The organism is Actinomyces ruminicola, from assembly GCF_900103885.1.
Classification (GTDB): Bacteria; Actinomycetota; Actinomycetes; order Actinomycetales; family Actinomycetaceae; genus Actinomyces; species Actinomyces ruminicola.
This window is the reverse complement of record NZ_FNIM01000013.1, coordinates 25,563-51,772: the sequence shown is the minus strand read 5'-3', so window position 1 is coordinate 51,772 and position 26,210 is coordinate 25,563. Positions and strand designations below refer to the sequence as shown.

Sequence of the window (26,210 nt, the reverse complement as noted above, 5' to 3'; positions counted from 1 at the left end):
CGCCGGCAGCGCCCACCTCACACCGGGAGCGCCGGAGTTCAAAGACTCGGCCCGTCAGAAGTCTTCCGCGCCTGCGGCCTCATCGATCAGCCGGTCCAGAATCTCCGGTACCCGCTGCGTCACCGCAGCCCAGAACAGGTCGTCATTCATTGATCGGTAACCCGTGTGGGCCGCTATGTTCCGCGTCGTACTGATCGCCAGCCGCTCCTCGCGAGTGACAGCAGTCAGATACGGCACGAACTCGGGTCGCTCGAACAGTGCCGCCAGCCAAATGATCACCATCGATGCGACGTCGTAGGCGTCCGAGCCGTCGTGAAACGAGTCCCGCGAGGTGCCGGAAACCATCTGCACGCGCCTGCGAATCGCCTTCAGCTCTTCCACCAGGTTTTCTCGGTCATGGCTGCGTGCAGCAGCTCTGCGGGGACGCGGCGCGAACCGCCGTTTCGGGTCGGCGTCGTTCACAAAGGCACCGCCTCTCGGACGGCGCTCTTGAGGACGTCGGGCACCGAGGTATCGGCCACCGCCTCGACCGGGAATCCCGTTAGCTCCTCAACCTCGGCGGCAAACAGGGCCAGATCGAACAGGTCAGCACCGGAGGCGGGGGTGACCAGCAGATCAATATCGGAGTCGAAGGTGTCCTCGCCGCGCAGCGCCGAACCGAACACCCGCGGATTCGCCAGGCCGTGCGCCCGGGCACTGGCGATGATCGCATCGGCGTGTGCGGCGAGCGGAATGGATGGACGGTAGTCGGCCGCACGCAAGACGCGTTCCAGCATTTCGTCGGATACGGAACGCCTGCCCGACTCCATCTGGGCCAGACTCGGCTGCCGCAGGCCGGCGCGTTCAGCCAACTGGGTCTGCGTCAACCCCGCGTCACGTCGTGCAGCACGGATGAGCTCAGGCGCCGCATCAGTATCGAAGCGTCTCACACACCAAGCATATAGCAGGGATGCTATAACGATGTAGCTGTTTGCGTCGGCGACTCCACGTAGCGTGAGCCCCATGTCCACCGCCGTCCCCGCTAACTCCTCCCCCGCCGCCCCCACCGCCATCAGCGTGCGCGGCGCCCGTGTCCACAACCTCAAGAACGTCGACGTCGAGGTGCCGCTCGGGAAGCTGGTGACGGTGGCGGGCGTGTCCGGATCCGGCAAGTCCTCCCTCGCCCTGGGGGTGCTCTACGCCGAGGGCGCCCGCCGCTACCTGGAGTCCCTGTCCACCTACACGCGCCGCCGTCTGACCCAGGCGGCCCGCCCCGACGTCGACGAGGTGCTGCACGTGCCCGCCGCCCTGGCTCTGCACCAGCGGCCGCCCGTGCCCGGGGTGCGCTCCACCTTCGGCACCTCCACCGAGGTCCTCAGCTCCCTGCGCCTGGCGTACTCGCGGCTGGGCTCCCATTGCTGCCCGAACGGTCACGCCAATGCGCCCAGCACCGACGTCGCCCTGGAGATACCCACCACCTGCGCCGCCTGCGGCGTCGAGTTCTACGGGCCGGGTGCAGAGATGATGGCCTTCAACTCCGAGGGCGCCTGCCCCCGCTGCGAGGGCACGGGCGTGGTGCGCACCGTGGATGAGGCGACGCTGGTGCCCGACGAGTCGCTGACCATCGACGAGGGCGCCGTCGCCCCCTGGCAGAACCTGATGTGGTCGCTCATGAAGGACGTGGCCCGGGAGATGGGCGTGCGCACCGATGTGCCGTTCCGCGAGCTGACGGAGCGCGAGCGGGAGATCGTGTTCCACGGCCCCGCGGAGAAGCGGCACATCCTCTACGTCAACGAGAAGACCGGCGTCGCCGGCGAAATGGACTTCACCTACTACAGCGCGGTGCACACGGTGGAGAACGCGCTGTCCAAGGTCAAGGACGAGCGGGGCATGAAGCGCGTGGAGAAGTTCCTCCACGAGGCCGTCTGCCCGGACTGTGGCGGCTCCCGCCTGTCGGAGCTGGTGCGCTCCACCAAGGTGCGCGGCATCGGCCTGGACGAGGCCTGTCGGCTCCCGCTCAGCGAGCTGGTGGAGTGGGCGGCCGGCATTGCGGACACCATGCCGCAGGAACTGGTGGCCATGGCCCGGCAGATCGTCGACGAGCTGATCGTGACCGCCCGCCGGCTGCTGGACCTGGGCCTGGGGTATCTGAGCCTGGACCGGGCGTCGTCGACCCTGTCCACCGGGGAGCGGCAGCGTGTCCAGCTCGCCCGCGCCGTGCGCAACCGCACCACCGGGGTGCTGTACGTGCTCGACGAGCCCAGCATCGGCCTGCACCCGGCCAACCTGGCCGGCCTGACCGGCGTACTGCGGGACCTGCTGGCCGACGGCAACTCGGTGCTGGTGGTGGATCACGACGTCGCCCTGCTGCGGCAGGCCGACTGGCTGCTAGAGATCGGCCCGGGCTCTGGGCACGCCGGAGGCGAGATCGTGGTCAACGCGCCGGTGGCGCAGGCGGTGGCGGACCCGGCCAGCCGCATCGCCCCGTTCATCACCGGCGCGGCGGAGGTCATCTGCCGCGAACCCACCGAGGCCGAAGAGGTATTCGCCCACGGCGCCGTGCATCTGGAGACCGCCCCCATCCACACGGTCCATGCGCTCGACGTCGCCATCCCCGAGCAGCGGCTCACCGCCGTGACCGGCGTGTCCGGCTCCGGCAAGACCACCCTGGTGTTGGAGTCGCTGGTGCCGGCCCTGCGCGCGCTCGCCGACGACGCCCCGCTGCCCGCCCCGGCGACCTCCATCCAGACCGAGCAGGCGCAGCGGGTGGTCGTCGTCGACGCCTCCCCCATCGGCACCAACGTCCGCTCGACGGTGGCCACCTACTCCGGGGTGATGGACGAATTGCGGCGCGTGTACGCGCGCACCCCGGCTGCGCGCGAGGCGGGGCTGAGGGCCGGCGACTTCTCCTACAACACCGGTTCGCTGCGCTGCGCGCACTGCGACGGCACCGGCCAGATCGTCCTGGACGTGCAGTTCCTGCCCGACGTCGACATCGTCTGCCCCGAGTGCGGCGGCTCCCGCTACGGCGAGGCCGCGCGCGACATCCGTCGAGTGCTGGCCGACGGCGACCGGGACGCCGCGGGCCTGTCCCTGCCGGAGCTGCTGGCGCTGACGGTCGACGAGGCCGAGCAGGTGTGCGCCGACCTGCCCAGGGCGCGTCGTCACCTGCATCTGTTGTCGGAGCTGGGCCTGGGTTACTTGACGCTCGGGGAGACGACCACGGCCCTGTCCGGCGGTGAGGCGCAGCGGCTGAAGCTGTCCGCCGACCTGGGCCGCGACCAGCACGGGACGGTGTTCGTGCTCGACGAGCCGAGCATCGGCCTGCACCCGCTGGACGTGCGCGTGCTGCTGGGCGTGCTGGATCGCCTGGTGGAGCGGGGCGCCAGCGTGGTGGTGATCGAGCACGACCTGGACATGATCGCCAACGCCGACTGGGTCATCGACATGGGCCCGGGCGGCGGCGAGGCCGGCGGCCGCGTGGTCGCCGCCGGCACCCCCGAGCAGCTGGCCGCAGATCCGGCTTCAATCACGGGACGCTATTTGGCGGAACATCTAGCTCAAAGCAGCGCGCACTGAACACCGGTTTAGGTCGGCGGCGCCAGGGACGTGAAGGCCCCCACCCCGACAAGCGCGGATCTGCATCAACATCAGGCAGTTCGGAGGCCGACGAGTGACGGGCGGATCCCGGCGGCCGCGATGTGCGCGGTGGACGAGGCGTCACCGTTCACGTCTTCACTCAACGGTTCGCCCCACGTCGGCCCGCGCGTCGGGGCATCTTGTAAAGACAGATGTTGGGAGTCATCCGGAGGCTAACTCGAACCCGGTTGGATCCCGGTCCTCTGCTTGGACCGCGCTCCTCCAGTTGGACCGCGCTCCTCCAGCTGGACCGTCTGAGAGTGCGTCTGAGACGGTCCAACTGAAGCCAGACGGTCCAGGCGAGCGCACCAGGGCGAACCCCGGCACCATCCTTAGAGCCAGCCATTTAGAGGCACGTACCAGCGGCAATACTTGGCGAACCGTCCGAGCTAAGTGCCGGACCGTCAGGGAACACGCGAACTGTCCACCCCGAGGTGGCCTGTGCGCCGAGACCCCGCGGACGCGGTGTCAAAATCGATGACAAACGCCGTCGACGCCCAACAGGTCCCGATTCGGCACCCGCACAATTCCAACGATTCGCCCACAACCGCTAACACCGTCGAACCCGTTTGTCATGAATCCTGACACCCCGACCCCACATCCGGACTGCATCACCTCAGTCGACCGGTATGACCTCCACTGAGCGGCAGTGCTCCTTCGCGAGAGCCGTTGGGATACGCGCTCCGAGCGTGGCGAGCACAGTCCGGAGCGCGCCGCCAGGTCCATGAGGTGGAAGTTGGTGACCAACAGACGCGTAGCCCAAGACACCACACCTTCAAACCAATTGCTGGCCGCTTCATGGTGAGCATGATTGACAAGGGAAATAGTGAGCATCACGTTGACGTCGAGCAGGCGCGGGTGCCGGTCAGGCGGCACCATCGCAGCACCTCTCAACGAGGCCCAAAGCCACCGTATAAACCGACTGCCCGCCCGGAGGTGAAAAGACCGCCACGCCGCGAGAGCCGGCTTCGCCCCCGTTGCCGCGAATCCCGCGCAGCGCATCGTCCGACACGGCCCAGCCCAGAGAGATTCCCTCCCGGTGAAGCCTCTCCCGCGCCACTGCGAGAACATCATCATCGATATCCAGCGTTGTTCGCATCAGCACATCGGCACATCAACGCCGCGTTTCCCATCACAGTCACCCCGAGCCGACCAGGCGAACTCACCCGCCGTCACCGCCGCGCCCACCGCCGCAGGCGTCGGCACCACTCGTGCCCTCGGCATCCTCGACGTCGTCGGCACCCTTCCGGGGCCGCCCCCTGCCCCGCATGGGCGCGGCCTTGACGCCCCGACCGGCGTCGTCGAGCGCACGCCGCAGGATGATCTCGATCTGCGCGTTGACCGAACGCAGGTCGTCGGCGGCCCACTTGGCTATCGCCGCGTGGACCGCCGGGTCCAGCCGCAGCAGGACCTGCTTGCGCTTACCGCCCGCCATCGGCAGCCTCCGTAACCGAACCGGACAGACCTCAGGCGTACAGGGAGCCGGTGTTGACGACGGGCTGAGTACGCTGGTCGGAGCAAAGCACCACCAGCAGGTTGGAGACCATCTGGGCGCGGCGCTCGTCGTCCATGGAGACGATGTCGTCGGCCTCCAGTCGCTTGAGGGCCTGATCCACCATGGTGACCGCACCCTCGACGATCTGCTCGCGGGCGGCGATCACCGCGCCGGCCTGCTGCCGCTGCAGCATCGCCTGGGCGATCTCCGGGGCGTAGGCGAGGGAGGAGATGCGCACCTCGATGATCTCCAGTCCGGCGATCGCCACGCGCGCGGCGACCTCCTCCGCGAGTTCGGCGGAGACCAGGTCGGTGCCGCCGCGCAGTGAGGTCTCGCCGGGGCCGGGCTCGTCATAGGGGTGGGTGGTGGCCACGTGCCGCAGCGCGGACTCCGCCTGCGCCTTGATGAAGTCCTCATAGGCCTCGACGGCGAAGACGGCGCGGGCGGTGTCGGCCACCTGCCAGACGACGATGGCGGCGATCTCCACGGGGTTGCCGTCCAGGTCGTTGACCTTGATCTCGTTGGTCTCGAAGTTGTGGACCTTGATGGACACCTTCTTGCCGGATGTCAGCGGCGGCACCAGGACCAGGCCGGTGCGGCGCACGGTGCCGATGTAGCGGCCGAAGAACTGGCGCACGCTGGTCTGCCCAGGAGAGACGATGGTGAAGGAGGTGAACAACAGCAGCGGAATGATCAGGCCCACGGCGCCTACGACCAGGCGCGGCACCCCGCCCGGTTCGCCCCGGTCCGCGGCGACGGCGCCGGCAACGAAGACGGCAATGGACACGCCGAAGAGCCCCAGCAACAGGAGCAGTACCAGGAAAGCCGCACCGGAGCCCGCGCCGGCAGCGGGCCTCTCCGCGATATCGACACGCCCCTCGGCGGGGACGGGGTCCTGCTGGGGAACAACGACGCGCGGCGTCGTGGACATGGCGACCTCCAGTTCCAGCCACAGCGGCGGAGGCGTAGACCTCTCGACTCCCGCGACGGCTATAGCAATATGATAGCTATTTTTCGGGCGATGACAAGCCGCACCCCTGACCGCTACCCACCCGCAGGCCCGCAACTGTCACCAGATGCACCACTTTCAGCCGCCCCACCCAGCCCCCACTCCGAAAAACGGCACAGTTCCGCGGCAGCACCCGGTCTTCGCGACAGGACCGCACCCTAAAGCGGTGCATTCCGTGCCACCTGAGCAGTTGGACGTCGCCTGCCGCCGCCTCCAGCACCCGCACAACCATCTCCGCCGCCCTGGCCGCCTGGGCGGCGCATCACCCGCAATAGCTACCCCGCCCGCAGCGTCGGACTCGCCCCGTAACCTGGTGGCATGAGCCCGGAGGACGCCCCCTCACTCTTCGACGCCGCGGCCGAGGGCGGCGGCCCGATCGTCGACGACCCCACCCGCCCGCTCGCGGACCGGTTGCGGCCGCGCACACTCGATGACGTCGTCGGGCAGGACCACCTGCTGGCTGCGGACGCCCCGCTGGGGCGGATGGTGGCCGCAGGACGCCTGGCCTCAATCATCCTGTGGGGCCCGCCCGGCTGCGGGAAGACCACGATCGCCCGGCTGCTGGCCGACCGCACCGGCCTGGTGTTCGAGCAGGTCTCGGCCACCTTCTCCGGCGTGGCCGACCTGCGCAAGGTGTTCGCCGCCGCCGCGCGTCGCCGCGAGGTCGGCCAGGGCACCCTGCTGTTCGTGGACGAGATCCACCGCTTCAACCGCGCCCAACAGGACTCGTTCCTGCCCTACGTCGAGGACGGCACGGTGGTGCTCGTGGGCGCCACCACCGAGAACCCCAGCTTCGAGCTCAACGGCGCGCTCCTGTCCCGCTGCCAGGTGTTGGTGCTGCACCGGCTCGACGACGCCGCCCTGGCCGAGCTCCTCTCCCGCGCCGAGGCGCTGCTCGGTCGGAGGCTGCCGCTGACCGACGGCGCCCGGCGCGCGCTACTGGCCATGGCCGACGGCGATGGGCGCTATCTGCTGGGCATGGTCGAGCAGGTCATCGGCTATGCGGATTCCCAGGAGAAGGCTGGCGCCGCCGGCAAGGACGCCGTCGCACCCGCCGGCTCGTCCGCCGGAGCCGGGCTGACCGAACTCGACGAGCAGGCGCTGACCGCCGTCGTCGCCTCCCGAGCGCCGCTGTACGACAAGTCCTCCGAGGAGCATTACAACCTCATCTCGGCGCTGCACAAGTCCATGCGCGGCTCCGACCCGGACGCCGCCCTGTACTGGCTGGCGCGCATGCTGGCCGGCGGGGAGGACCCGCTTTACATCGCGCGGCGGCTGGTGCGCTTCGCCTCCGAGGACGTTGGCATGGCCGATCCCGGCGCCCTGCAGATGACCCTGGCCGCCTGGGACACCTACGAGCGCCTGGGCTCCCCCGAGGGCGAGTTGGCCATCGCCCAGGCGGTCGTCTACCTGGCGACGGCGCCGAAGTCGATCAGCGTGTACCGGGCCCTGGGGCGGGCGACGAAACTGGCTCGGCAAACCGGCTCGCTCATGCCGCCGGCGCACATTCTGAATGCACCCACCCGGCTGATGAAGGAACTCGGCTACGGCGAGGGCTACCAGTACGACCCGGACACCCCGGAGGGCTTCTCTGGTGCCGACTACATGCCCGAGGGCCTCCCGCCGCGAGAGCAGCGCGAGCGCCTGTACGAGCCCACCGATCACGGCCACGAGCGCCGTATCCGCGAGCGCCTGGCCTACTGGGAGGGCCTGCGCGCCAAGCTGCGCGCTGAACAGTGAGCCGCCGCCATATCTACCGATCTCGGCACGTAACTTCTACCGATCTCGGCGAAGAGGAGGAGGGGGCGGAGCCGCAGGCACGCAACGTGCGGTCAGCGCTCGTACAGGACGGCGACGGTACGGCCGGGGACGGTGATGGTGCCAGTGTTCGCGTCGAAGCGGGTGTCCTTGACGATCGGGTCGGCGCCCTCCATCTGGATGTCGCTCAACTCGAAGTAGCGGTCCACCAGCGCGTCCACCCGCTGCTCCACCGTGGTGGGCGCGGGGTTGATCACCACCAGCAGCCCGTCCAGGTCCGGATCGATGTCGTCGGCGCCGGCGCCGTCGTCGACCAGCATGATCACCAGCCCGGGCACATCGAAGTCGCCGGTGGGGAAGGACACCCGCTCACGGATCAGTTCAGCCGACCCCAGGGAGAACAGGTGGCTGGAGCGGCGCAGCCGCAGCAGGTCGAGCGCCTGTTCCCGGGCGGTGGCGATGTCCTGCGGGGAGGGGCGCAGGTCCTCGCGCATGAGGATCCCGGCCTGCACCACCCAGGCGTCGAAGTTGCGGGCGGCGGGCGGCAGGCCCCGGCCCCAGCCGTTGTCGCGCCCGGTCCAGTCAATGGCGTTGAAGTGGTCGCCGGAGTTGTAGGAGTCCGTGTCCAGCGACTTGCTGCGCAGCAGCTCGGTGCCGGCCGCCCAGAAGCACGGCGACTGCCCCAGGGTCACGGTGGCCAGGCACAGGGTGTTCATGCGGATGCGCTCGGACATGGGGGTCCCGGGCGGAAGCTTGTAGGCGAGCCGGTCGTAAAGGGTCTCGTCGTCGTGGGCGTCGACGTAGTTGATGGAGTCGACCGGCGCAATCCCATAGGCGGCGGCCTCGTCGCCGTAGCGAATCTCGTCGCCCCGGACCCACTGCCCTTCGGGGCCGGGCAGCTCGAAGTCGCACAGGTTCCCGGCCAGGGCCAGGCGCACCAGGTCGGCGCGCCAGGCAAGATCGTCGCGCTTGGTCTCCTCGGAACGGTCGTCGTAGCCGTTGGGGTCGGTGAGCTCGCCGTTGCCCAGGCCCTGCGGCACCCGCGGATCGGTGTCATCGCTGCGCCCGTGGACGGCGTCGCGGACGCGGTCGTTGAAGGTGCCGATGCCCAGCCGGCCCGCCTGCCCCTGGGTGGCCTGGGTGAACAGGGCGTTGTCCGCCACCTCCCCCATGTTCCAGCCCTCGCCGTACAGGTAGATGGGGTGGCCGACGGCGTCGTCGGCCACCTCGGCCAGGGCCTCCTGGAGCCGCGCCATGGTCTGAAGCGAGTGGTAGCCCATCAGGTCGAAGCGGAACCCGTCGACCCGGTAGTCGACCACCCATGACACGCAGGCGTCGATCATGAGCCGCTCCGCCATGCGGTGCTCGGTGGCGATGTTGTTGCAGCAGGTGGACATCTCCATGTTCCCGGCGGCGTCGAGGCGGTGGTAGTAGCCGGGAACGATCCGGTCGAGCACGCTGTGGGCGTCCTGCCCGGAGGCCCCCGTGTGGTTGAAGACCTGGTCGAGCACCACCTGCAGGCCCATGCCGTGGATGGCGCCGATCATCTCCCGGAACTCCTGCACGCGCGCCCCGCCGTCCTGGCGGCCCTCGCGCGCGTAGGACCCCTCGGGGGCCTGCCAGTGCCAGGGGTCGTAGCCCCAGCTGTAGGCGTCTTGATCGGCGACGGCGGCGATGGCGGCCTGCGGGCGGCGGGAGGCCGGGGAGGCGTGGTCCGGAACGCGCGGGGTGCGCTGGGCGGAGCGGTCCTCCGGGACGGAGCAGAAGTCGAAGGTGGGCAGCAGGTGGAGGGTGTCGATGCCGGCGGCCGCGAGCCGCCGCAGGTGACGGGTGCCCTCGGAGGGCAGTGAGAAGGCGGCGTAGGTGCCGCGCAGTTCCTCGGGGACGGAGGCGTCGGCGGCGGAGAAGTCGCGCACGTGCAGCTCGTAGATGGCGCGGGCCGCGTCCGACACGACGACGGGGCTGAGGTTCTCCCGCCAGGAGGATGGCTTGAGGGCGCGCTGGTTCAGATCGACGACGACGCTCCTGCGGGAGTCGACGGTCAGTGCCCGCGAGTAGGGGTCGGTGACCAGGTTCGTCTCGATCTCCCCGGTGGCGGGTACGTAGACGCGCACCTCCCACAGGTATTGCGAGCCGGCGTCGATGCCGGCGGCGGCAGCGGTGCGGGCGTCCACTTCCCAGCGGCCGTCCCAGTACTCGGCGTAGGCCCGGTCTGCTGCCACGCGAATCGGGTCGCCCTCCGCCAGCGGCACGGAGCCGGTGGGGTCGCCGGTGGGCCAGGCGAGCAGGGCGACGTCGACGGCGGTGGGAGCCCACAGGGCGAAGGCGGGGGCGCCGTCGGGGCCGAGGACGGCGCCCAGCGGGGCCGAGCCGTCCCGGGCGGCGGCGTCGGCGTAGAGGCGGTCCAGCAGCGGCCAGGTCTGCACGCCGGTGAAGGCGGTGACCCAGCCCCCGGTGGAGGCGGCGGTGCGCTGCACCACCGCGAGCTGGCCGGACAGCAGCATCATGACGTCTTCCCGCTCAACGCGGCGGCTGCCGAACTCGTCCTCCAGGGACAGTCCCAGGTAGCCCCGCAGGGCGGGGTGAGCGGCCATGGCCTCCTCGCCGAGCAGGTCCTCCAGGGAGCCGTGGATGCACAGGGGAATCTCCTCGGCATCGGGACCCGACTGGAGGATGCCGTCGACGATCCGGGCGCCGCCTTCGGGCGCGGCGATCAGGCCGAAGGTGACCGGGGTATGTGCCGGGGATCCGACCGGCGGGCGCACGCGCAGCGCCTCGACGTCCACCACGGCCGGCAGCAGGTCGGCGGGCCAGGCGAGGGTGGTCTCGTCCACCCAATAGGCACGAGCCTCGCCGACGCCGGGAAGCTCGTGACGGACCGGGGCGTCGTGATGCACCGGGACGACATTGGCCATGGGAACACCTTTCTGCCTGCTGACGCGAGTCTAACCCGACGCTTCCAGGAACTTCCATCACCTGTCAAGACACTGCGGTGGCGGTCAGCCGTCCGGGTGCGCCATCCGGGTCCTCCGGCTCCTCGCCCCCCGCGCCCACTTCCACCGCCTACCGCCGCACCGTCTGCTGGGCCGGCCGACCCTTGGGTACGCCCCTTCGGCGTCTACTACGCCGGTTAGACCTCTGCTGAAGGGCCCGCAGCCCTTCAACACACGCCTAAGTGGCGTACTAGAGCACGAACCGGCGTAGTAGACGACCCCCGGCCACGGGCGCGAACGAGGGGCGGCGCCCGAGGCCGGATGGTCCCGGGCGCCGCCCCTCAGTGGTGGGCGCTGCGGCTCAGGCGCGGCGACGCCGACCCAGGAGCACTCCCGCCACGATCAGCGCCACGGCCATGGCGATCAGCGGGACGACGGCCTCCGCGCCGGTACGGGCGAGCGGGCCGGTGCCGGTCTTGCCGGGGGCCGCAGTGGCCGAGGCGGCGGCCCCGGTCGCACCCTGGCCCGACGGCGCACCCCCGTCCTGCGCGGAGGCGCTCGCCGCCGCCGTGGGCCCGGCGGTGGGCGCCGTCGGCTCGGCGGTGGGCCCGGCGGTGGGCTCGGCGGTGGGCCCGGCGGTGGGCTCCGCCGTCGGCTCGGCGGTGGGCCCGGCGGTGGGCTCCGCCGTCGGCTCGGCAGTGGGCTCCGCCGTGGGCTCGGCGGTGGGCCCGGCGGTGGGCTCCGCCGTCGGCTCGGCAGTGGGCCCGGCGGTGCCGCCCGCCTGCTTCTCCACGTAGACCGCCACGGTGCGCGCCGGGACGGTGGCGGTGCCGGTGGCCGTGTCGAAGGTCGAGCCCTTGACGACGGCGTCGGCGCCGTCGGCCTGCACCTGGTGCAGCACGAACTCCCGGCCGGCCAGGTCCGTGATCGTCTCGCTGACCGGCGCATCGGAGGCGTTGAAGACCACCAGCACGCCCGCCAGGGAGGCGTCCGCGTCGTCGCCCAGGGTGTCGTCGATGAACATGTCGATCACGCCCGGCGTCGCCTCGGTCCCGGAGTTCGGGAAGGAGAGCTTGGCCTGGATGGCATCGGCCGAGCCCAGGCGGAACAGCGGGGTCGAGGTGCGGATCCGCAGCATGTCCAGCATCTGCGCGTTCGAGGTGGCGATGTCCTCAGCCGTCGGCTTGAGCGAGGCGTCGGCCAGCAGCGGGCGCATGATGTCCCACTTGGAGCCGTTGGAGGACTCCACGGGCAGCCCGGCGCCGAAGCCGTTGTCCTGTCCGGTCCAGTCGATCGCGTTGAAGTGATCCCCGGAGTTGTAGGAGTCGCGGTCCAACGACTTGCTGCGCAGCATCTCGGTGCCCGCCGCCCAGAAGGACGGCGACTGCCCCAGGGCGACGGTGGCCAGCGAGAGGCTGTTCATGCGCACCCGGTCGGCCATGGGGGTGTCCGTCGCCAGCTTGAACACGCCCAGGTCGAACAGGGTCTCGTTGTCGTGGGCGTCGACGTAGTTGATCGTCTCCTCCGGGCTGGAGGCGTATCCGGCCGCCTGCCCGTTGTAGTCGATCTCCGCCCCGCGCTTGACGGTCCCGTCGGACTGGGTGAAGGAGTAGTCCTTCAGGTTGCCGGCCAGGCCCAGCTTGACCAGGTCGGTCAGGTGACCGAGGTCGGCCAGCTGCTGCTCCTCGGTGCTGTCGGACAGCCCGTTGGGGTCGGTGTACAGGCCGGTGCCGAAGCCCTGGTAGATGCGCGGGTCATCGTCGAAGGGGCCACCGCCGTGGACGGCGTCGCGCAGCCGGTCGTTGAAGGTGCCGATGCCGGTGCCATCCAGCTGCCCCTGGGTGGCGGTGGTGAACAGGGCGTTGTCCGCGATCTCCCCCATGTTCCAGCCCTCGCCGTACAGGTAGATGGCCGAGCCGTCCACGCCGTCCTTCTCGAGGGTGAGCTCGTCCAGTGCGGCGCGCAGCTTCTTCATGGTGTCCACCGAGTGGTAGCCCATCAGGTCGAAGCGGAACCCGTCGACGTGGTAGTCGCGCGCCCAGGTGACCACGGAGTCGATCATCAGCCGCTCCATCAGCGCGTTCTCGGTGGCGGTGTTGGGGCAGCACGTGGAGGTGAGCACGTCGCCCTTGGCGTCCAGCCGCTGGTAGTAGCCGGGCACCACCCGGTCCAGGACGGAGGTGGCGTCCTGGCAGGCGCCCGCGGTGTGGTTGAACACCTGGTCCAGGACCACCTGCAGCCCGGTGGCGTGCAGGGAGCCGACCATCTCGCGGAACTCCACGGTGCGGGCGCCGCCGTCCTGGTTGCCCTCGGTGGCGTAGGAGCCCTCGGGGGTCGTGTAGTGGTAGGGGTCGTAGCCCCAGTTGTAGGCGTCGGCGTCCTTGACGGCGGACACGGCCGCCTGCTGCTCGGTGGAATCCGGTCCGGCATCGGCGGGGATGTCAGCGGTCTGCTGCGCGGAGCGATCCTCCTCGATCGAGGCGATATCGAAGGTGGGCAGCAGGTGGATGGTGTCGATGCCCGCGTCGGCGAGCTCGGCCAGGTGCTTCATGCCGTCGGAGTCGGAGACGGTGAAGGCCTTGTAGGTGCCGCGATAGGCCTCCGGGACGGTGGCGTCCGCGGCGGAGAAGTCGCGCGCGTGCAGCTCGTAGATGGTGCGTCCCGCATCGGAGTCCACCTGCGGGGAGGCGGTGGAGGCCCACTGCTCGGGGGCCAGGTCCGGGTCGGACAGGTCGACGGCGACCGAGCGCGCAGAGTTGAGGGTCAAGCCCACCGAGTAGGGGTCGGTGACCAGGTTGGTCTCCACCTTCCCGGTGCTGGGGGCGTAGACCTGCAGCTCCCACTGGTACTGGCAGCCGGCGGTGATGCCGCCGTCGGCGTTATCGACCGTCCAGCGGCCATCGTCCCCGCGCACGGCGGGCGTGCGCACGGGGTCGCCGTCCACCAGGGCCGCGGAACCGGTGGCCGAGCCGGTGTCCCAGGTCAGCAGGGTGACCGCCTGGGCGGTGGGCGCCCACAGCGCGAACTCGGGGACGCCGTCGGTGAAGGTGACGCCCAGCGGCGCCTCGGCGGCGGCGTCGGCGTACAGGGCGTCGATCACGGGTGCGGTCTGCACGCCGGTGAAGGCGGTGACCCCGGAGCCGGCCGCGTCCCCGGAGGAGCGCTGAACCACGGACACCTGCCCCTTGAGGGCCTCGGCGACCTCCTCCTCGGACAGCAGGGCGTTGCCGTCCGCGTCGGTCAGTGAGACGGCGATGTAACCGTCGAGGTTCGGGTGCGCCGCCAGGACGTCGTCGGGCAGGTTGCCGACCACGCGCAGCGGCGTCTCGGTGCCGCCCGTCACCTGTCCGTCGCTCAGGGTGGCGCCGCCCTCGGGGGCGAGCACCAGGCCCAGGCTGATGGGGGCGTCGGCTACGGCAGTGCCGTCGTCGCCGACCACGTCCGCGCGGGTCACGCCGTCGGGCAGCAGGCTCACCGGCCAGGCCAGCGTGGTGGAGTCGATCCAGTAGGCGCGCTCCTCGCCGGTGCCGGCGGCAGGCGGGTCGGTGACCTCAATGGTCAGCAGGTGGGTGGACTCGTCATAGGTGAAGACGACGCTCTTGCCCGCAGTGGCGGAGAAGGAGTAGTTCGCGCCGCCGGCGACGCCGTCGACCCCATAGTTCTCATCCCAGGAGCGGCCTACGGCGACCTTGACCTCGTAGGCGCCGGTGGGCAGCGCCGCGGTGGAGAAGGTCCACTTGCCCTCCCCCGCGGGCCGCATGATGGAGGCCAGGCAGGCGGGGTCCCAGTCGGAGGCGCAGCCGAGCTCGTCCTGGAAGGAGCCGGGCAGGGTCACCACCGGGGCCTCGGCGTCGTTCCACACCTGGTGGGTGCGGGCGTCGTAGAAGAAGGTGACCGGGCCGCCGGCGGTGGTGTAGTAGATGTTGTCTCCGCCGGCGACGGCGTCGGCGCCGTAGTTCTCGTCCCAGGTGCCGCCGATGGCGACCTTGTACTGCCAGGTGCCCGCGGGGATGTCGAAGGTGCCGGTGTACAGGCCGGAGGCCGAGTCCTGGGTCAGCAGCGCCTGCTCGCAGTCGGGCTGCCAGTCGCTGATGCATCCCATCTCGGTGTTGTGGTCACCGGGGATGGTGACCTCCAGGCCGTCGATGGGGGCCTCCGGGTCGGCCTGCGGCTGCGCGCCGGACAGGTCCGCGCCGACGACGGCGAGGATCGAGGCGGCGGCCCGGTTGCCGTCGGCGTCGGTGGTTACCGCCCGCACCTCCAGGACGGTGCCCGCGGACAGGTTGCTGAGGTCCGCGTACACGCGCGGGGTGTCGTCCTCGGCGGTGCCGACGGCGGTCCACTCGTCGGTGCCGAGCGGCCGGTAGGAGAAGGTGGTCTCCGCCCAGCGGTCGGCGGCGGTGATGGCGGCGATCTCGGCGGTGGAGCCGGACAGGTTGGCGCCATTGGGGGTGGTGAAGGTGACGGCCTGGTCCGCGGCGGCGGCGACGGTGGCGTCGGCCCGCAGGACGACGGCGCCCAGGGCCGGAACCGTGAGGGTGACCTTGCCGTCGCCGTCGGCCGTGACCGCCTTGTCGGTGCCGTACAGCGGGGTGTAGGCGGCACCCGGGGTGAGGCTGGTCAGGGTGACGGTCTGCTCCTCGCCGGCGTTGTTGAGCGCGACCAGGTGCTCTACCTTCTCGTCGCGGTCCACGCGGGCGAAGGCGTACACGCCCGCGGAGTCCTGGGAGTACAGCTCGATCTGGGAGCCGGTGGACAGGGCCGGGTAGGTGGCGCGCAGCTGGGACAGCTCGGCGATGTGCTGATACAGCGCGGAGTCGGTGTTGTAGCGATCGGTGGAGCCCGCGACGGTGCCGTCGATGAGCTGCTCGCCTGCGTACTGGTCCACCCGGGTCGCGAACATGTCCTGGCGGGCGTCCTTGTCCCCGCCGGAGCCGGCGAAGCCCTGCTCGTCGCCGTAGTAGATGACCGGCTGGCCGCGGGTGAGCAGCATCAGCGAGTGGGCCAGCTCGGAGCGGGCCAGCAGTTCTTCGCTGCCGGAGCCACCGCCCAGCAGGTAGCCGATGCGACCCATGTCGTGGTTGCCGAGGAAGGTCGGTTCGGCGTAGACGCTGGAGTGCGTGGTCGTGTAGTAGTCGTCGGTGGCGAAGAAGGTGCCGAGGTTCGTCGTCGGCCGCCCCTTGGCGAAGCCCTGGGCGGCGGCCTGGAAGGCGAAGTCGAGGGTGGCGTCCATGCCGGTGCCGCGCACGTAGGGGCTGGTCTTGGTGGCGTCGGCGTCGTAGACCTCGCCGAAGGTGAAGAAGTCGGGGTTGGTGGCCTCGGCGTGGGCGTCGATGGCGGCGGTCCAGGCCTGCCAGAACTCGTAGTTGACGTGCTTGACGGTGTCGATGCGGAAGCCGTCGACGCCGAAGTCCATCCAGGCGGTGTAAATCTCCTCGAAGGTCTGCTCGACTACCGGGTTCTCCGTCATCAGGTCGTCCAGGCCCTGGAAGTCACCCATGGTGGTGGACTCCCCCGTCCAGGTGGAGTCGCCGCGGTTGTGGTAGAGGGTGACGTCGTTCAGCGCCTCGGGGATGACGTCGCCGTTGCGCACCGGCGTGTAGGGGAAGGAAGTGGCGGCGTCGAGGGTCGGGAAGTCGACCCGGCCTGCCAGCGCGGAGATGTCGATGACATTGCCGGCGGCGTCCGTGTAGGGCACGTCCGCGGTCTCGACGTAGGTGTAGGTGCCCTCCTCGTAGCTGATGAGGTCGGCGGTGTGGTTGGTGATGATGTCCAGGTACAGCTTCATGCCGCGCTCATGGAGCGCGTCCCGGAGCTGCGCGAGTGCCTCATTGCCACCCAGGTGCGGGTCAATGGAGGTGAAGTCGGTGATCCAGTAGCCGTGGTAGCCGGCCGAGGCGTTCTCACCGGTGCCCTGCACGGCCTGGTTGGTGAAGGAGGGGGTCAGCCAGATGGCGGTGGTGCCCAAGTCCTGGATGTAGTCCAGGTGATCGATCAGGCCCTGGATGTCCCCGCCGTGGTAGTAGCCCTTGTCGGTGGGGTCCAAGCCGGTGATGTCGCTGCCGCCGGTGAGCCCGCCGGCATCGTTGGAGGTGTCACCGTTGGCGAAGCGGTCGGTGAGCACGAAGTAGAACTGCTCGCCGGTGCCCTGGCGGACGGGGGCGGCGGCCAGGGCGGCGTCGGCGTCGGTGTAGGCGCCGTCAAGGTCGGCAGAGGCCAGGCCGATGCGGTGGCTGTCCTGGTTCCAGGTGAAGGTGAGTTCGGCGTCGCCGGCCAGGGTGAGGGGGATGTTGTCGGCACCGCCGTCCTTGCCGTAGGAGGTGTCCCAGGTGTCATTCAGGGCGACCTTGACCTCGTAGGAGCCGGCCGGGACGGTGGCGGTGTACTCCCAGGTGCCGTCGCCGTCGGCGTCGGTCAGCTCAGTGACGTCGCAGGCGGGGTCCCAGTCGGCGCCGCAGCCGAGTTCATCCTGGAGAGAGCCGACCAGGGCGACCGAGCCCGGAGCGGCCTCGTCTGCGGCGGCAATGGCGGGCTGCGCGGCCAGGCCGATGGCGCCGGTAGACAGGGTCAGAGCGGTGGCGGCGATGGCGCCGAGGGCGCGGGAACGCTTGTGCCGCCTGGCGTGCAAGGAATGCAAGCGCACGGTGACTCCTTCGTCTGTGCAAGTCATGCCCGCGTCATGGCGAGCAGATTGGGATCCGGCCGGAGCCTGACGGGGCCGGATAGGGTCACTCGAGGCTACGACATGAAACCGCGATCTGCAACCCTTGCATGAACCTTGCACACCGAGGTCGGCAAAAGTGCCAAGGGCGCGGTCCCGACGCCGAGCACGCACTCCCACCCTCGAGGACGCGCTCCGACCGCCGAAGACGCCCTCCGGGCAAGCGTCCTCGCGGGTTGCCCAGCGTCCCCGAGGTCTAACCCGCGTCCACCACTACGCGAGCAACCGACCATCGGCGGCTGCACCAGCCCAAGAGACACAGCCCCGCTCGCCTTGCCCGGGCAGGCGTCGTCCCTGCCGCGGGGGCCGAACGCACGAGTTGGCCCCGGGAACACGAGTTCGGCTCAAAGACACGAGTCTTGGAGGTTTACACGGGTAGGACCCATGCAAACCTCCAAGAACACGTGTTCATGGCGCAAACACGTGTTCACGACCGCCCCGGACGTACCCGGCCCGCCGGCACGTCGGCGACCACCACCAGGACAACCAGGAAGCAACCACCACAACAGCCGATCTCGGCACGTAACTTCTACCGATCTCGCGGGGAGGGGAGGGGCGGGGCGGGACAGGGAGGGGCGGGACGGGGAGTGGCGGGACAGGGATCAATCGCTGGTCCAGGCCTGCCACAGGCGGGTGTACTCCCCGCCGGCGGCCAGGAGCTCCGCGTGCGGGCCCAGCTCCACAATCCGCCCGCCGATCACCACCGCCACCCGGTCGGCGGCCGCGGCCGTGTCCAACCGGTGGGCGATGGCCACCACGGTGCGCCCGGCCAGGACCGCGTCCAGCGAGCGCTCGGCGGAGCGGGCGACGCCGGGGTCGAGCAGACTGGTCGCCTCGTCCAGCACGAGCGTGGCCGGATCCATCAGCACGATGCGCGCCAGGGCCACCTGCTGGGCCTGCCCCGGGGTCAGCTGCACCCCGCCGGCGCCCACGAGCGTGCCCAGCCCGTCGGACAGTTCCCGCGCCCAGTCGGCGGCGCCCACTACCTCCAGGGCGCGCTCCAGTTCGGCGTCGGTGGCGTCCGTGCGCGCCAGCCGCAGATTGTCGGCCAGGGTGCAGGCGAAGACGTGGTGCTCCTGGGTCACCAGTGCGACCTCGCGGTGCAGGGCGTCCTCCGTGAGTGCGGTCAGGTCGATGCCGCCCTCATCCCCGTCGCCGACAATCACGCGCCCGCGCGTGGGCGGGTGAATGCCGGCCAGCATGCGGCCGAGCGTGGACTTGCCCGAGCCGGACGGGCCGACGACGGCCAGCCGCTCCCCCGGAATCAGCTCCAGGTCGACCTCGTGCAACACGTCATGCCCCGGTCGGTAGGCGTAGGAGACGCCGCACACGCGCGGGGGCCGGCCCGTGACCGCCCCGCTGGTGGGCTCCCGATCGGGCCGGACCAGTTCCACGCCGACGATGCGGGACATGGCCGCACCCGCCGACTGCAGCGAGTCGATCCAGAAGGTCACCTCGGACACGGGGGTGCGCAGCTGGACGGCGTAAAGCGCCACCGTGGTGATCGCGCCGAGGGTGACCGCGCCGTGCCCGGCCAGCCAGGCGCCCCAGGCGACGACGGCGATCACCGGTGCGAAGGAGCCCAGCCCGAGGGCGGTGATCAGGACGATGCGCAGCCACAGCGTGTACTGCTCGGTGGACCAGACCTCGATCATGGCGCGGTCCAGGATGCGGTTGCGGCGCGCCCCGAGCGCGTGCGCGTCCACGGTGGCGGCCTGATCGGCGGTTTCGGCAATGACGCCGTCGACCTCCGCCCACATGGCGTTCATGGCCCGGTAGGCGGGCACCGCATGCCGCAGGTACCAGCGGAGCACCGGCGCAACCGCCAGCATCGGCACGATCAGCGCCGGGCTGAGCCGCGGGGAGGTGACCACTGCCGCGACCACGATCGTGAGCAGCGTGAGCATGATGACGAGGATCTGACTGATGCCGCGCCGGACCACGTTGCGAATGGACTCCAGGTCGCGGCTGGTGCGCCCCAGCAGGTCGCCGGTGCCGGCGGACTCCACGACGGACAGCGGCAGGTGCATGGCCGAGCCGACCAGCCGCTCGCGCAGCTCGGCGAAGACGCGCTCCCCCAATACGCGCGCCAGGTACTCGCCGCAGCCGGTCAGGGCGGCATTGCCGATCGCCAGGGCGATCACGACGGCGATCAGCCCCTGCAGCCGACCGGCGGCGTCCGCGCCCGGGGCGCCCGACACCAGGTCGACCATGGAGCCGAGCACCCGTGGGATACCCACCGAGGCCAGGGCGGCCAGCAGCTGAATGACCGTGACCGCGGCGACGGCCCCCTTGTGCTCGGCGATCAGCCGGGCGGCGCGACGGCGGACGGCGGCGCCGTCGGCCACGGGAAGGCGTTGGTTCATCACTTCCCTCCCGCTTCGAGGCCGCGCTCGACGACGGCCCGGTAGGACTCCAGCGCGCTCAGTTCGTGGTTGGTGCCGCGGGCGAGCTCGCGCACATCCGCCGCCGGGATGGTGGTCCCGTTTGAAGCAGCGGCGCCGGCGGCGTCCGCCTCCCCGTCCGGCTCCGCATCCGCCCCGACGGGCGCGAGCAGCACGACCTCGTCGCAGCGCCCCAGCAGCAGGGGGGAGGCGGTGACGACGACGGTGGTGAGCCCGCGTCGATCCTCCCGCAGCCGCCGGGCCACCAGGTCCTCGGTGTGGGAGTCCAGGGCGCTGGTGGGCTCGACGAGCACCAGTACGGGGGCGCGGCGGGCGACGGCGCGGGCCAGGGCCAGGCGCTGGCGCTGTCCACCGGAGACGTTGCGGGCCTTCTCGGTGAGCTGACCGTCCAGGCCGCCCAGGGAGTCGAGGGCGTCGCCCGCCGCGGCGACGGCGAGGGCGTGCTCGGCGCGCTCCCGCTGGGCTGCGGTCAGAGGCGCGGACCCACCGCCGGCGGCGGGTCCGGCGTCGCCGTGGGCGCCGGCCACGGCACCGGAGCGGATCACCTCGGCGGTCTGGCGCGGGCCGCTCAGGGGGATCTCGTCGCCGAGGAGCTCCTCGGCGAGCGTCCCGGCGAAGGCCTCGGCGTGGGCTCCGGAGACGACGATCGTGCGGCGCACCTCCTCCAGGGGCACCGCGCGCAGAGCGGTGCCGCCGAGCGTGACGGGGCCGTCGGCGTCGTCGGCACGGCCCAGGCGCTGGGCCAGGGCGGCGGCGCGGGCCGGGTCGGCGCAGACCAGGGCGGTCATGCGTCCGCCGCGCAGCACCACCCCGGAGGAGAGATCGACCAGGTCGCCGGCCGGGTCCAGGCGCGCACCGGGCACGACCCCGGTGTCGTCCGTGAGCGGCGCAACGGCCTCGATGCGGGCCACCTTGCGCGCCCCCACCCAGGCGCGGGTGGAGAACTGGATGAGCTCGGCCATCACCCCGAGGGGCCCGACCAGGAAGGTGGTGTAGCCGTAGAAGGTGACCAGCTGGCCGGGGGTGATGGCCCCGGCCAGGGCCGCCCGGGCACCGGCGCCGACGACGACGGCGGTGAAGACCATGGGGGCGCCGGCCTTGACGGTGGCCAGGAGCGCCTGGGTGGAGGCGACCCGGATGCCGGCGTCGCGCACCCGGTGTGAGGCCTCGGTGTAGCGGGCGGAGTAGACGTCCTCCCCGCCGATCCCGCGCAGGACGCGCAGTCCGGCCACGGCGTCGGTGGTGATGGTGGACAGGCGGCCCTGCTCCTCGCGCTGCGCGGACAGGCGCCGGTTCAGCGGCCGGACGAAGGCACCCACCAGCGCCAGCACGATCGGCAGACCGATCAGCACCAACAGCCCCAGGGCGGTCGAGGCGCGCAGCATGAGCACGCCGACCGCCACCACGCTGATCAATGCGCCGATGACGTTGACGACGAAGTACATCAGGGCGCCGATGTTGTCGGTATCGGCGTCAATGGTGGCCACGACGTCGCCGCTGGCGATCTGGCGGGTGACGGCCCGCGAGCGCAGGCCCAGCCGGTGGGCGGCGCCGCGCATGGCGGGCTTCCAGGCGCTGGCCCAGGCGCCCATGCCGGTGGCGTCCTCGAGGCCGGCGGCCAGCGAGCCGAGCAGGCCCAGGCCCGCCAGGGCGAGCAGGCCGGGCAGCAGGCGGGCGGTCAATCCCGCCTCCAGGCCGGCGTCGAGCAGGTCGCCCAGCGCCAGCGGGATCAGCGCCTGGGCGAGGTAGGCGACGGCGGACACCACCACGCCGCAGGCGATGGCGGGCACGCTCATGCGGGTCAGGGCGCGCAGCAGTCCACCCGCCGTGGTGGGCAGGTCGGGAGGCGGCGTCGTCTGCACCGACAGGAAGGCGGGCCAGCGCCGCGGGGCGCGAGTGACGGGGATCGGCACGATCCCCAAGCCTACGTGCGGGAGTGGCTAGGGACGTCCTCGCCCCGACCGCGGTCACCCGCACCGCGGTCACGGGCTACGCGCCTACTACGAGCTTTTGTGCCCTGCTGTATGGCAAATTGACGCACACCAGGGTACAAAAGCTCGCATCAGAGCGAATTGGGGTGTCTTGGACCCCGGCCGCACGCGCCGGGGCTGCGAACCCGGCCGGAGCGCCTCTTACGCCGCGGTGGGCGCGAGGGCGTTGTCGGCGGGCAGCGGTCTGGGCCCGCGGCGCAGGCGGGCGCCCAGCAGGATGAAGGCCCAGGCGATCAGCGCCCAGATGGCCAGCACGGCCAGGGTCTTCAAGTAGATCCCGTCCACGCCGCCGCCGGCGATCAGCCGCCGGAAGGCGAGCTGGGTGTAGCTCATCGGCAGGTAGGGGTGAACCCACTGGAAGAAACGCGGCGTGGTCTCGATCGGGAAGCTCGCGCCCATGGAGGTGATCTGCAGGCTCAGCAGAATGATGGACACGAAGCGGCCGCGAAAGGCTAGCGTGGCCACGCAGGCCTGGTTGACGGCCACGAAGGTCAGCGAGGCGGCTATCGCCATGGCGCACAGGCCCACCAGGTTGGCGGCGTGGATCTCCCCGGCGGCGTTGACCGCGACCATCATGACCACGGCCTGGGCGACGGCGAGCAGGGCGGCCGTGACGGCGGGCCGGATGGCCGAGGCGTACCAGCGCTCGCCGTGGTCGCGCTTGTCCAGGGCCGGCAGCACCAGGAACAGGGCGATGGCGCCGACCCACAGGGCCAGGCTCATGAACATCGGCGTGAAGCCGGCGCCATTGTTGGCGACCGCGTGCTCGCGGACCGCGTCCACATCGGCGGCGTCCGCGGCGACGTCCGTCATGGTCCGCCGCTGGGACGCGGTGTAGTTGGGAATGCGCTCGACGCCGTCTTCCAGGCCGGAGGCGAGGGTGTCGGCACCGTCCGCCAGGGTGGTGGAGCCCTCCTGGAGCCGGGTCAGGCCGTCGCTGAGGGTGGTGGCGCCTTCTGCCAGCGTGCTGGAACCGGAGGAGGCGGTTCCCAGGTCGGCGGCCAGGGTGTCGGCACCGGTGGAGGCGGTGCTCGCGCCGTCGGCCAGACGGCCCAGGCCGTCGGCGAGGCTCTGGGAGGAGGTGGCGGCCGTGGCGGAGCCGGAGGCCAGCGTCCCCAGGCCACCTGCCAGGGTGCCGGCCCCGGCGGACAGGCGCTGGGCGCCGGAGTTTACGGAGTCGGCGCCGGTGGCCAGCTGCGAGGTTCCCGCGGAGAGGCTCGTCGCCCCGTCCGACAGGGTGTTCAGGCCGGCGGACAGGTCGGAGGAGCCGGTGGCGAGCTGCGCCGCGCCGCTGCTCACGGTGGCGGCGCCGGAGGTCAGCGCGGCGCCTTCGGAGGACAGGGTGGCCAGCACCCCGGTGAGAGTGGCACCGCTGCCGGTGGCGGCGTCGTAGACATCACCGGTCGAACCGAGGCCCCTGGACAGGGCGGTGGCGCCGGAGGAGAGCTGCTCAGCCCCCGAGGCGGCGGCGCCGACGGAGCTCTGCAGCTGGGTGGCGCCGGAGGAGAGCCGGTCGGCCCCGGTGGCCACCTGGCCGACCGCGCCGACGACGCTCGCACTGGATGCGGCCAGCGCGTTCAGCCCGCCCAGCACGGTGCCGGTCTGGGCGGTGTCCTCGGTGGTGCCCAGGCCGCCGGCCGCCTGGGCGATGGCCTGGCAGGTCGCGTCCGTCTCGCCGTGGTCGGTCACGCACTGCTGGTAGGCGCCGGTGAGCGCGGCGGCCACCTGCCCGGCGCCCGCCTGCGCGGTGGCCACGCCGCTGGTGTAGTCGTTGACCGCCCCGTACAGGGTCTGCTGGCCGGCCGCGGCCGAGTCGGTCGCGGAGCCGATCCCGACGACCTCCGCCGCGGCGCCCGACGCCAGGTCATTCGCGGCCCCGTACAGCGTCTGCTGCCCGCCGCTGTAGGAGTCGGTGGAAGAGCCGATGCTCGTGGACATTGCGTCCAGCCCCTCCGACACCTGCTGGGCACCGGGGTCGATCTGGTTGGTGAGGGTCGTGTAGGCCTGCTCGACGCCGTTCACGTAGCCGGTCACGCCGGAGGACAGGTCGGACGCGCCCGTGGACACGCCTGATGCTCCCGATGCCAGCGTGCTCGCACCGGAGGCCGCCGAGGCCGCGCCGGTGGACACCCGCTGGGCGCCGGAGTCGACCGTGGCGGCTCCCGAGGCCAGCGTGGAGGCGCCGTCGGCCAGGCTGGTGGCGCCCGTGGCGAGGGCGTCCGCACCGGAGGCGGCGGAGGACGTGCCGGTGGCCAGGCGCGCCACGCCGTCGGCCAGCTGCTGGGAGCCGGTAGCGGCGGTGGAGGTGGAGGAGGCGAGGGTGGTCAGCCCGTCGGAGAGGGTGACGGCGCCGGAGGCCAGCTCGCGCATGCCGACCGTGAGGGTGGTGGCGCCGTCGGCCAGCTGTGCGGCGCCGTCGGCGGCGTCGGTGGTGCCGGACTCGAGGGTGGCTGCGCCCGCGGCCAGGGCGGTGGCGCCGTCGGAGGCCTCAACGAGCCCGTCGCGGATGGTGGACACGCTCAGCAGCAGGGTGGACAGCACGCGTTCCGCGCCCTGCTGCTCCAGGCGGTTGGACAGCTCGGAGGCGACGGTGGCGGCCATCGTGCCGGCCAGGTAGTTGATGCCGTCGTCGGTGACGAGCTTGAGCTCCTGGGTGACGGCGTCGGAGGGGTCCTCGGAGCCGACGCGGGAGGCGATCTGGGAGAAGTCGGCCGGGATGTAGAGGATGGCGCGGACCTTCTGGGTGTTCATGTCCGCCTGTGCGGTGGCGGCGTCCATCTGCTCCCAGGTGAAGCCGACATTCTCATCGCCGCTGGGATGGGTCAGCGCCTCGGTGAGGTCGGCGCCGAGGTTGAAGGTCTCGGTCTGCCCGTCGGCGAGGGTGGCCGTGTAGGCGGCGTCCTCGTTGACGACGGCGGCCTTGATGTCGTACAGCCGGTTGGTGGGGTTCTGGTACGCGAGCGTCAGCAGGCCGGCGTACAGCAGCGGGACGATCGATACCGCGAGCACCACGATCAGGTTTGCGATGCGCGAGCCACTGAGCTTCTTCATCTTGAGCTGCCTTCCCTGAGTTCCGCCGACCGACGATACACAGGTGTATCGACGCCTTCAATACAGACCTGTATCATGTGAGCCTGGCAGGGCGCCGGGCGCCGGAGCAAGAAATCCCGGGGGGAAGCCGAAAACACTCTCAACGCCGTAGCCACTAATGTCGCGAATGACACAGGACGGCGCGAAATGACATGATGAGCCGGACATGAGCACGAGTAGGGAACAGGCGGAGGACTTCATTGAGGCGGCCGGCGCGCGCCTGTCGGCCCGCCGGGCGGCGGTGCGGCGGCTGATCGGCGTCGCCCCCTCCGAGCGGCGCGCCCAGACGCAGGCGCTGCTGCTGGCCGCCGGCCGCGAGCTGATCGCGGACAAGGGCATCGGCGGCACCTCCGTGGGCGACATCTGCTCCCGGGCCGGCTTCACCCGTGGGGCCTTCTACTCCAACTTCACCGACATGGACCACTTCGTGCAGCGCCTGGCCGAGGAGCAGTGGGACTCGATCATCGCCTTCGTGGACGGCTCCGTGGCCGGGGCGATGCCGGGCGATCCCGACAGGCCCGCCCCGGAGACCGACGCCGAGCTCACCGCCGGGTTGGCGGAGCTGGCCTCCCGACTGCTCGGGGCGATGCCGATCTCGCGCGAGGTTTTCCTGCTGCAGCACGAGTTCGCCGCCTACATCGCGCGCACCGAGGATGCCAACGCCGGGGCCTCCCCCCTGCGCGAGAGCTATGCCGCCTTCAAGCAGCATCTGGTCGGAGTGCTCGTCGAGGGGCTGGCGTCGATCGGCCGCGAGTGCCTGCTCAGCCCCGAGGACACCACCGAGCTCATTCTCGCCACCGCCGTTCGCTCCATGCGCATGGCGCTCGACGCCGCCGCGGCGAACGGCGACCTTGACACCGTGGACGTAGCGGGCGCCGGGGCCGCGGACAGCTCCGACCTGACCGCCTTCCTGGGCCGCACCCTGCCTACCCTGCTGGCCCGCCTGTCGACGCCGGTTCCGCAGCCGCGCGGCCTGGATGAATGACGCCGTGGGCGTGCGGCCGTAGTCGGCCCGCTCGTTTGCTACGCCACATAGAGGTCTACTACGCCGGTTAGGGGTCTGCTGAAGGCCTACGAGCCATTCAGTAGACCCCTAACCGGCGTACCCAACGGTGAAGTGGCGTAGTAGACGCTCCGACAGACCCCACGCGAGCCACCGCCACGCCACGGAATCCAACCCCGCTGGAAGT

At 71.0% G+C, this 26,210-nt stretch carries 12 protein-coding genes; 3 read left to right on the top strand and 9 right to left on the bottom strand.

Annotated features, from left to right (window positions below; translation table 11 throughout):
* Positions 1-54: 54 nt before the first annotated feature.
* Together BLR49_RS13720 and BLR49_RS10110 are read right to left on the bottom strand one after the other, a co-directional pair.
* Positions 55-462, bottom strand: coding sequence for an antitoxin (locus BLR49_RS13720; protein WP_176765843.1), 408 nt, complete (start codon positions 460-462; stop codon positions 55-57).
* On the bottom strand, positions 459-929 hold the full coding sequence (locus BLR49_RS10110) for a helix-turn-helix domain-containing protein (RefSeq protein ID WP_086615438.1): 471 nt from the start codon (positions 927-929) through the stop codon (positions 459-461). The genes BLR49_RS13720 and BLR49_RS10110 overlap by 4 nt, the downstream gene beginning before the upstream one ends.
* A gap of 73 nt (positions 930-1,002) precedes the next feature.
* On the opposite strand from BLR49_RS10110, the gene BLR49_RS10105 reads away from it, so the two are divergent.
* Positions 1,003-3,558, top strand: coding sequence for an excinuclease ABC subunit UvrA (locus BLR49_RS10105; protein WP_092537253.1), 2,556 nt, complete (start codon positions 1,003-1,005; stop codon positions 3,556-3,558).
* 1,222 nt (positions 3,559-4,780) lie between these two features.
* On the opposite strand, the gene BLR49_RS10090 is transcribed toward BLR49_RS10105, so the two are convergent.
* Together BLR49_RS10090 and BLR49_RS10085 are read right to left on the bottom strand one after the other, a co-directional pair.
* On the bottom strand, positions 4,781-5,053 hold the full coding sequence (locus BLR49_RS10090; protein ID WP_092537251.1) for a type II toxin-antitoxin system antitoxin: 273 nt from the start codon (positions 5,051-5,053) through the stop codon (positions 4,781-4,783).
* Positions 5,054-5,084: 31 nt separating this feature from the next.
* A complete protein-coding gene (locus tag BLR49_RS10085; protein ID WP_092537249.1) occupies positions 5,085-6,044 on the bottom strand; it encodes an SPFH domain-containing protein in 960 nt (319 codons plus the stop codon).
* Positions 6,045-6,440: 396 nt separating this feature from the next.
* On the opposite strand from BLR49_RS10085, the gene BLR49_RS10080 reads away from it, so the two are divergent.
* Positions 6,441-7,862: a replication-associated recombination protein A gene (locus BLR49_RS10080; RefSeq protein WP_092537247.1), complete on the top strand. Its 1,422-nt coding sequence runs from the start codon at positions 6,441-6,443 to the stop codon at positions 7,860-7,862.
* Between the two features lie 92 nt (positions 7,863-7,954).
* On the opposite strand, the gene pulA (BLR49_RS10075) is transcribed toward BLR49_RS10080, so the two are convergent.
* The 5 genes from pulA (BLR49_RS10075) to BLR49_RS10055 form a co-directional block, all read right to left on the bottom strand.
* Positions 7,955-10,795, bottom strand: a complete 2,841-nt coding sequence (pulA, locus tag BLR49_RS10075) for a pullulanase-type alpha-1,6-glucosidase (protein ID WP_092537245.1) — start codon at positions 10,793-10,795, stop codon at positions 7,955-7,957.
* A 379-nt stretch (positions 10,796-11,174) separates the two neighbouring features.
* Complete coding sequence (gene pulA, locus BLR49_RS13945; protein ID WP_218121348.1) at positions 11,175-17,456, bottom strand: pullulanase-type alpha-1,6-glucosidase; 6,282 nt, start codon at positions 17,454-17,456, stop codon at positions 11,175-11,177.
* Positions 17,457-18,136: 680 nt separating this feature from the next.
* Positions 18,137-19,900: an ABC transporter ATP-binding protein gene (locus BLR49_RS10065; protein WP_092537241.1), complete on the bottom strand. Its 1,764-nt coding sequence runs from the start codon at positions 19,898-19,900 to the stop codon at positions 18,137-18,139.
* Positions 19,900-21,852: an ABC transporter transmembrane domain-containing protein gene (locus BLR49_RS10060; RefSeq protein ID WP_092537239.1), complete on the bottom strand. Its 1,953-nt coding sequence runs from the start codon at positions 21,850-21,852 to the stop codon at positions 19,900-19,902. Before BLR49_RS10060 ends, BLR49_RS10065 begins: the two co-directional genes overlap by 1 nt.
* Positions 21,853-22,071: 219 nt before the next feature.
* On the bottom strand, positions 22,072-24,981 hold the full coding sequence (locus tag BLR49_RS10055; RefSeq protein WP_092537237.1) for a YhgE/Pip domain-containing protein: 2,910 nt from the start codon (positions 24,979-24,981) through the stop codon (positions 22,072-22,074).
* A gap of 205 nt (positions 24,982-25,186) precedes the next feature.
* Between BLR49_RS10055 and BLR49_RS10050 the strand changes: the two genes are divergently transcribed.
* On the top strand, positions 25,187-26,005 hold the full coding sequence (locus BLR49_RS10050) for a TetR/AcrR family transcriptional regulator (RefSeq protein WP_092537235.1): 819 nt from the start codon (positions 25,187-25,189) through the stop codon (positions 26,003-26,005).
* The last annotated feature ends 205 nt before the right edge of the window (positions 26,006-26,210 follow it).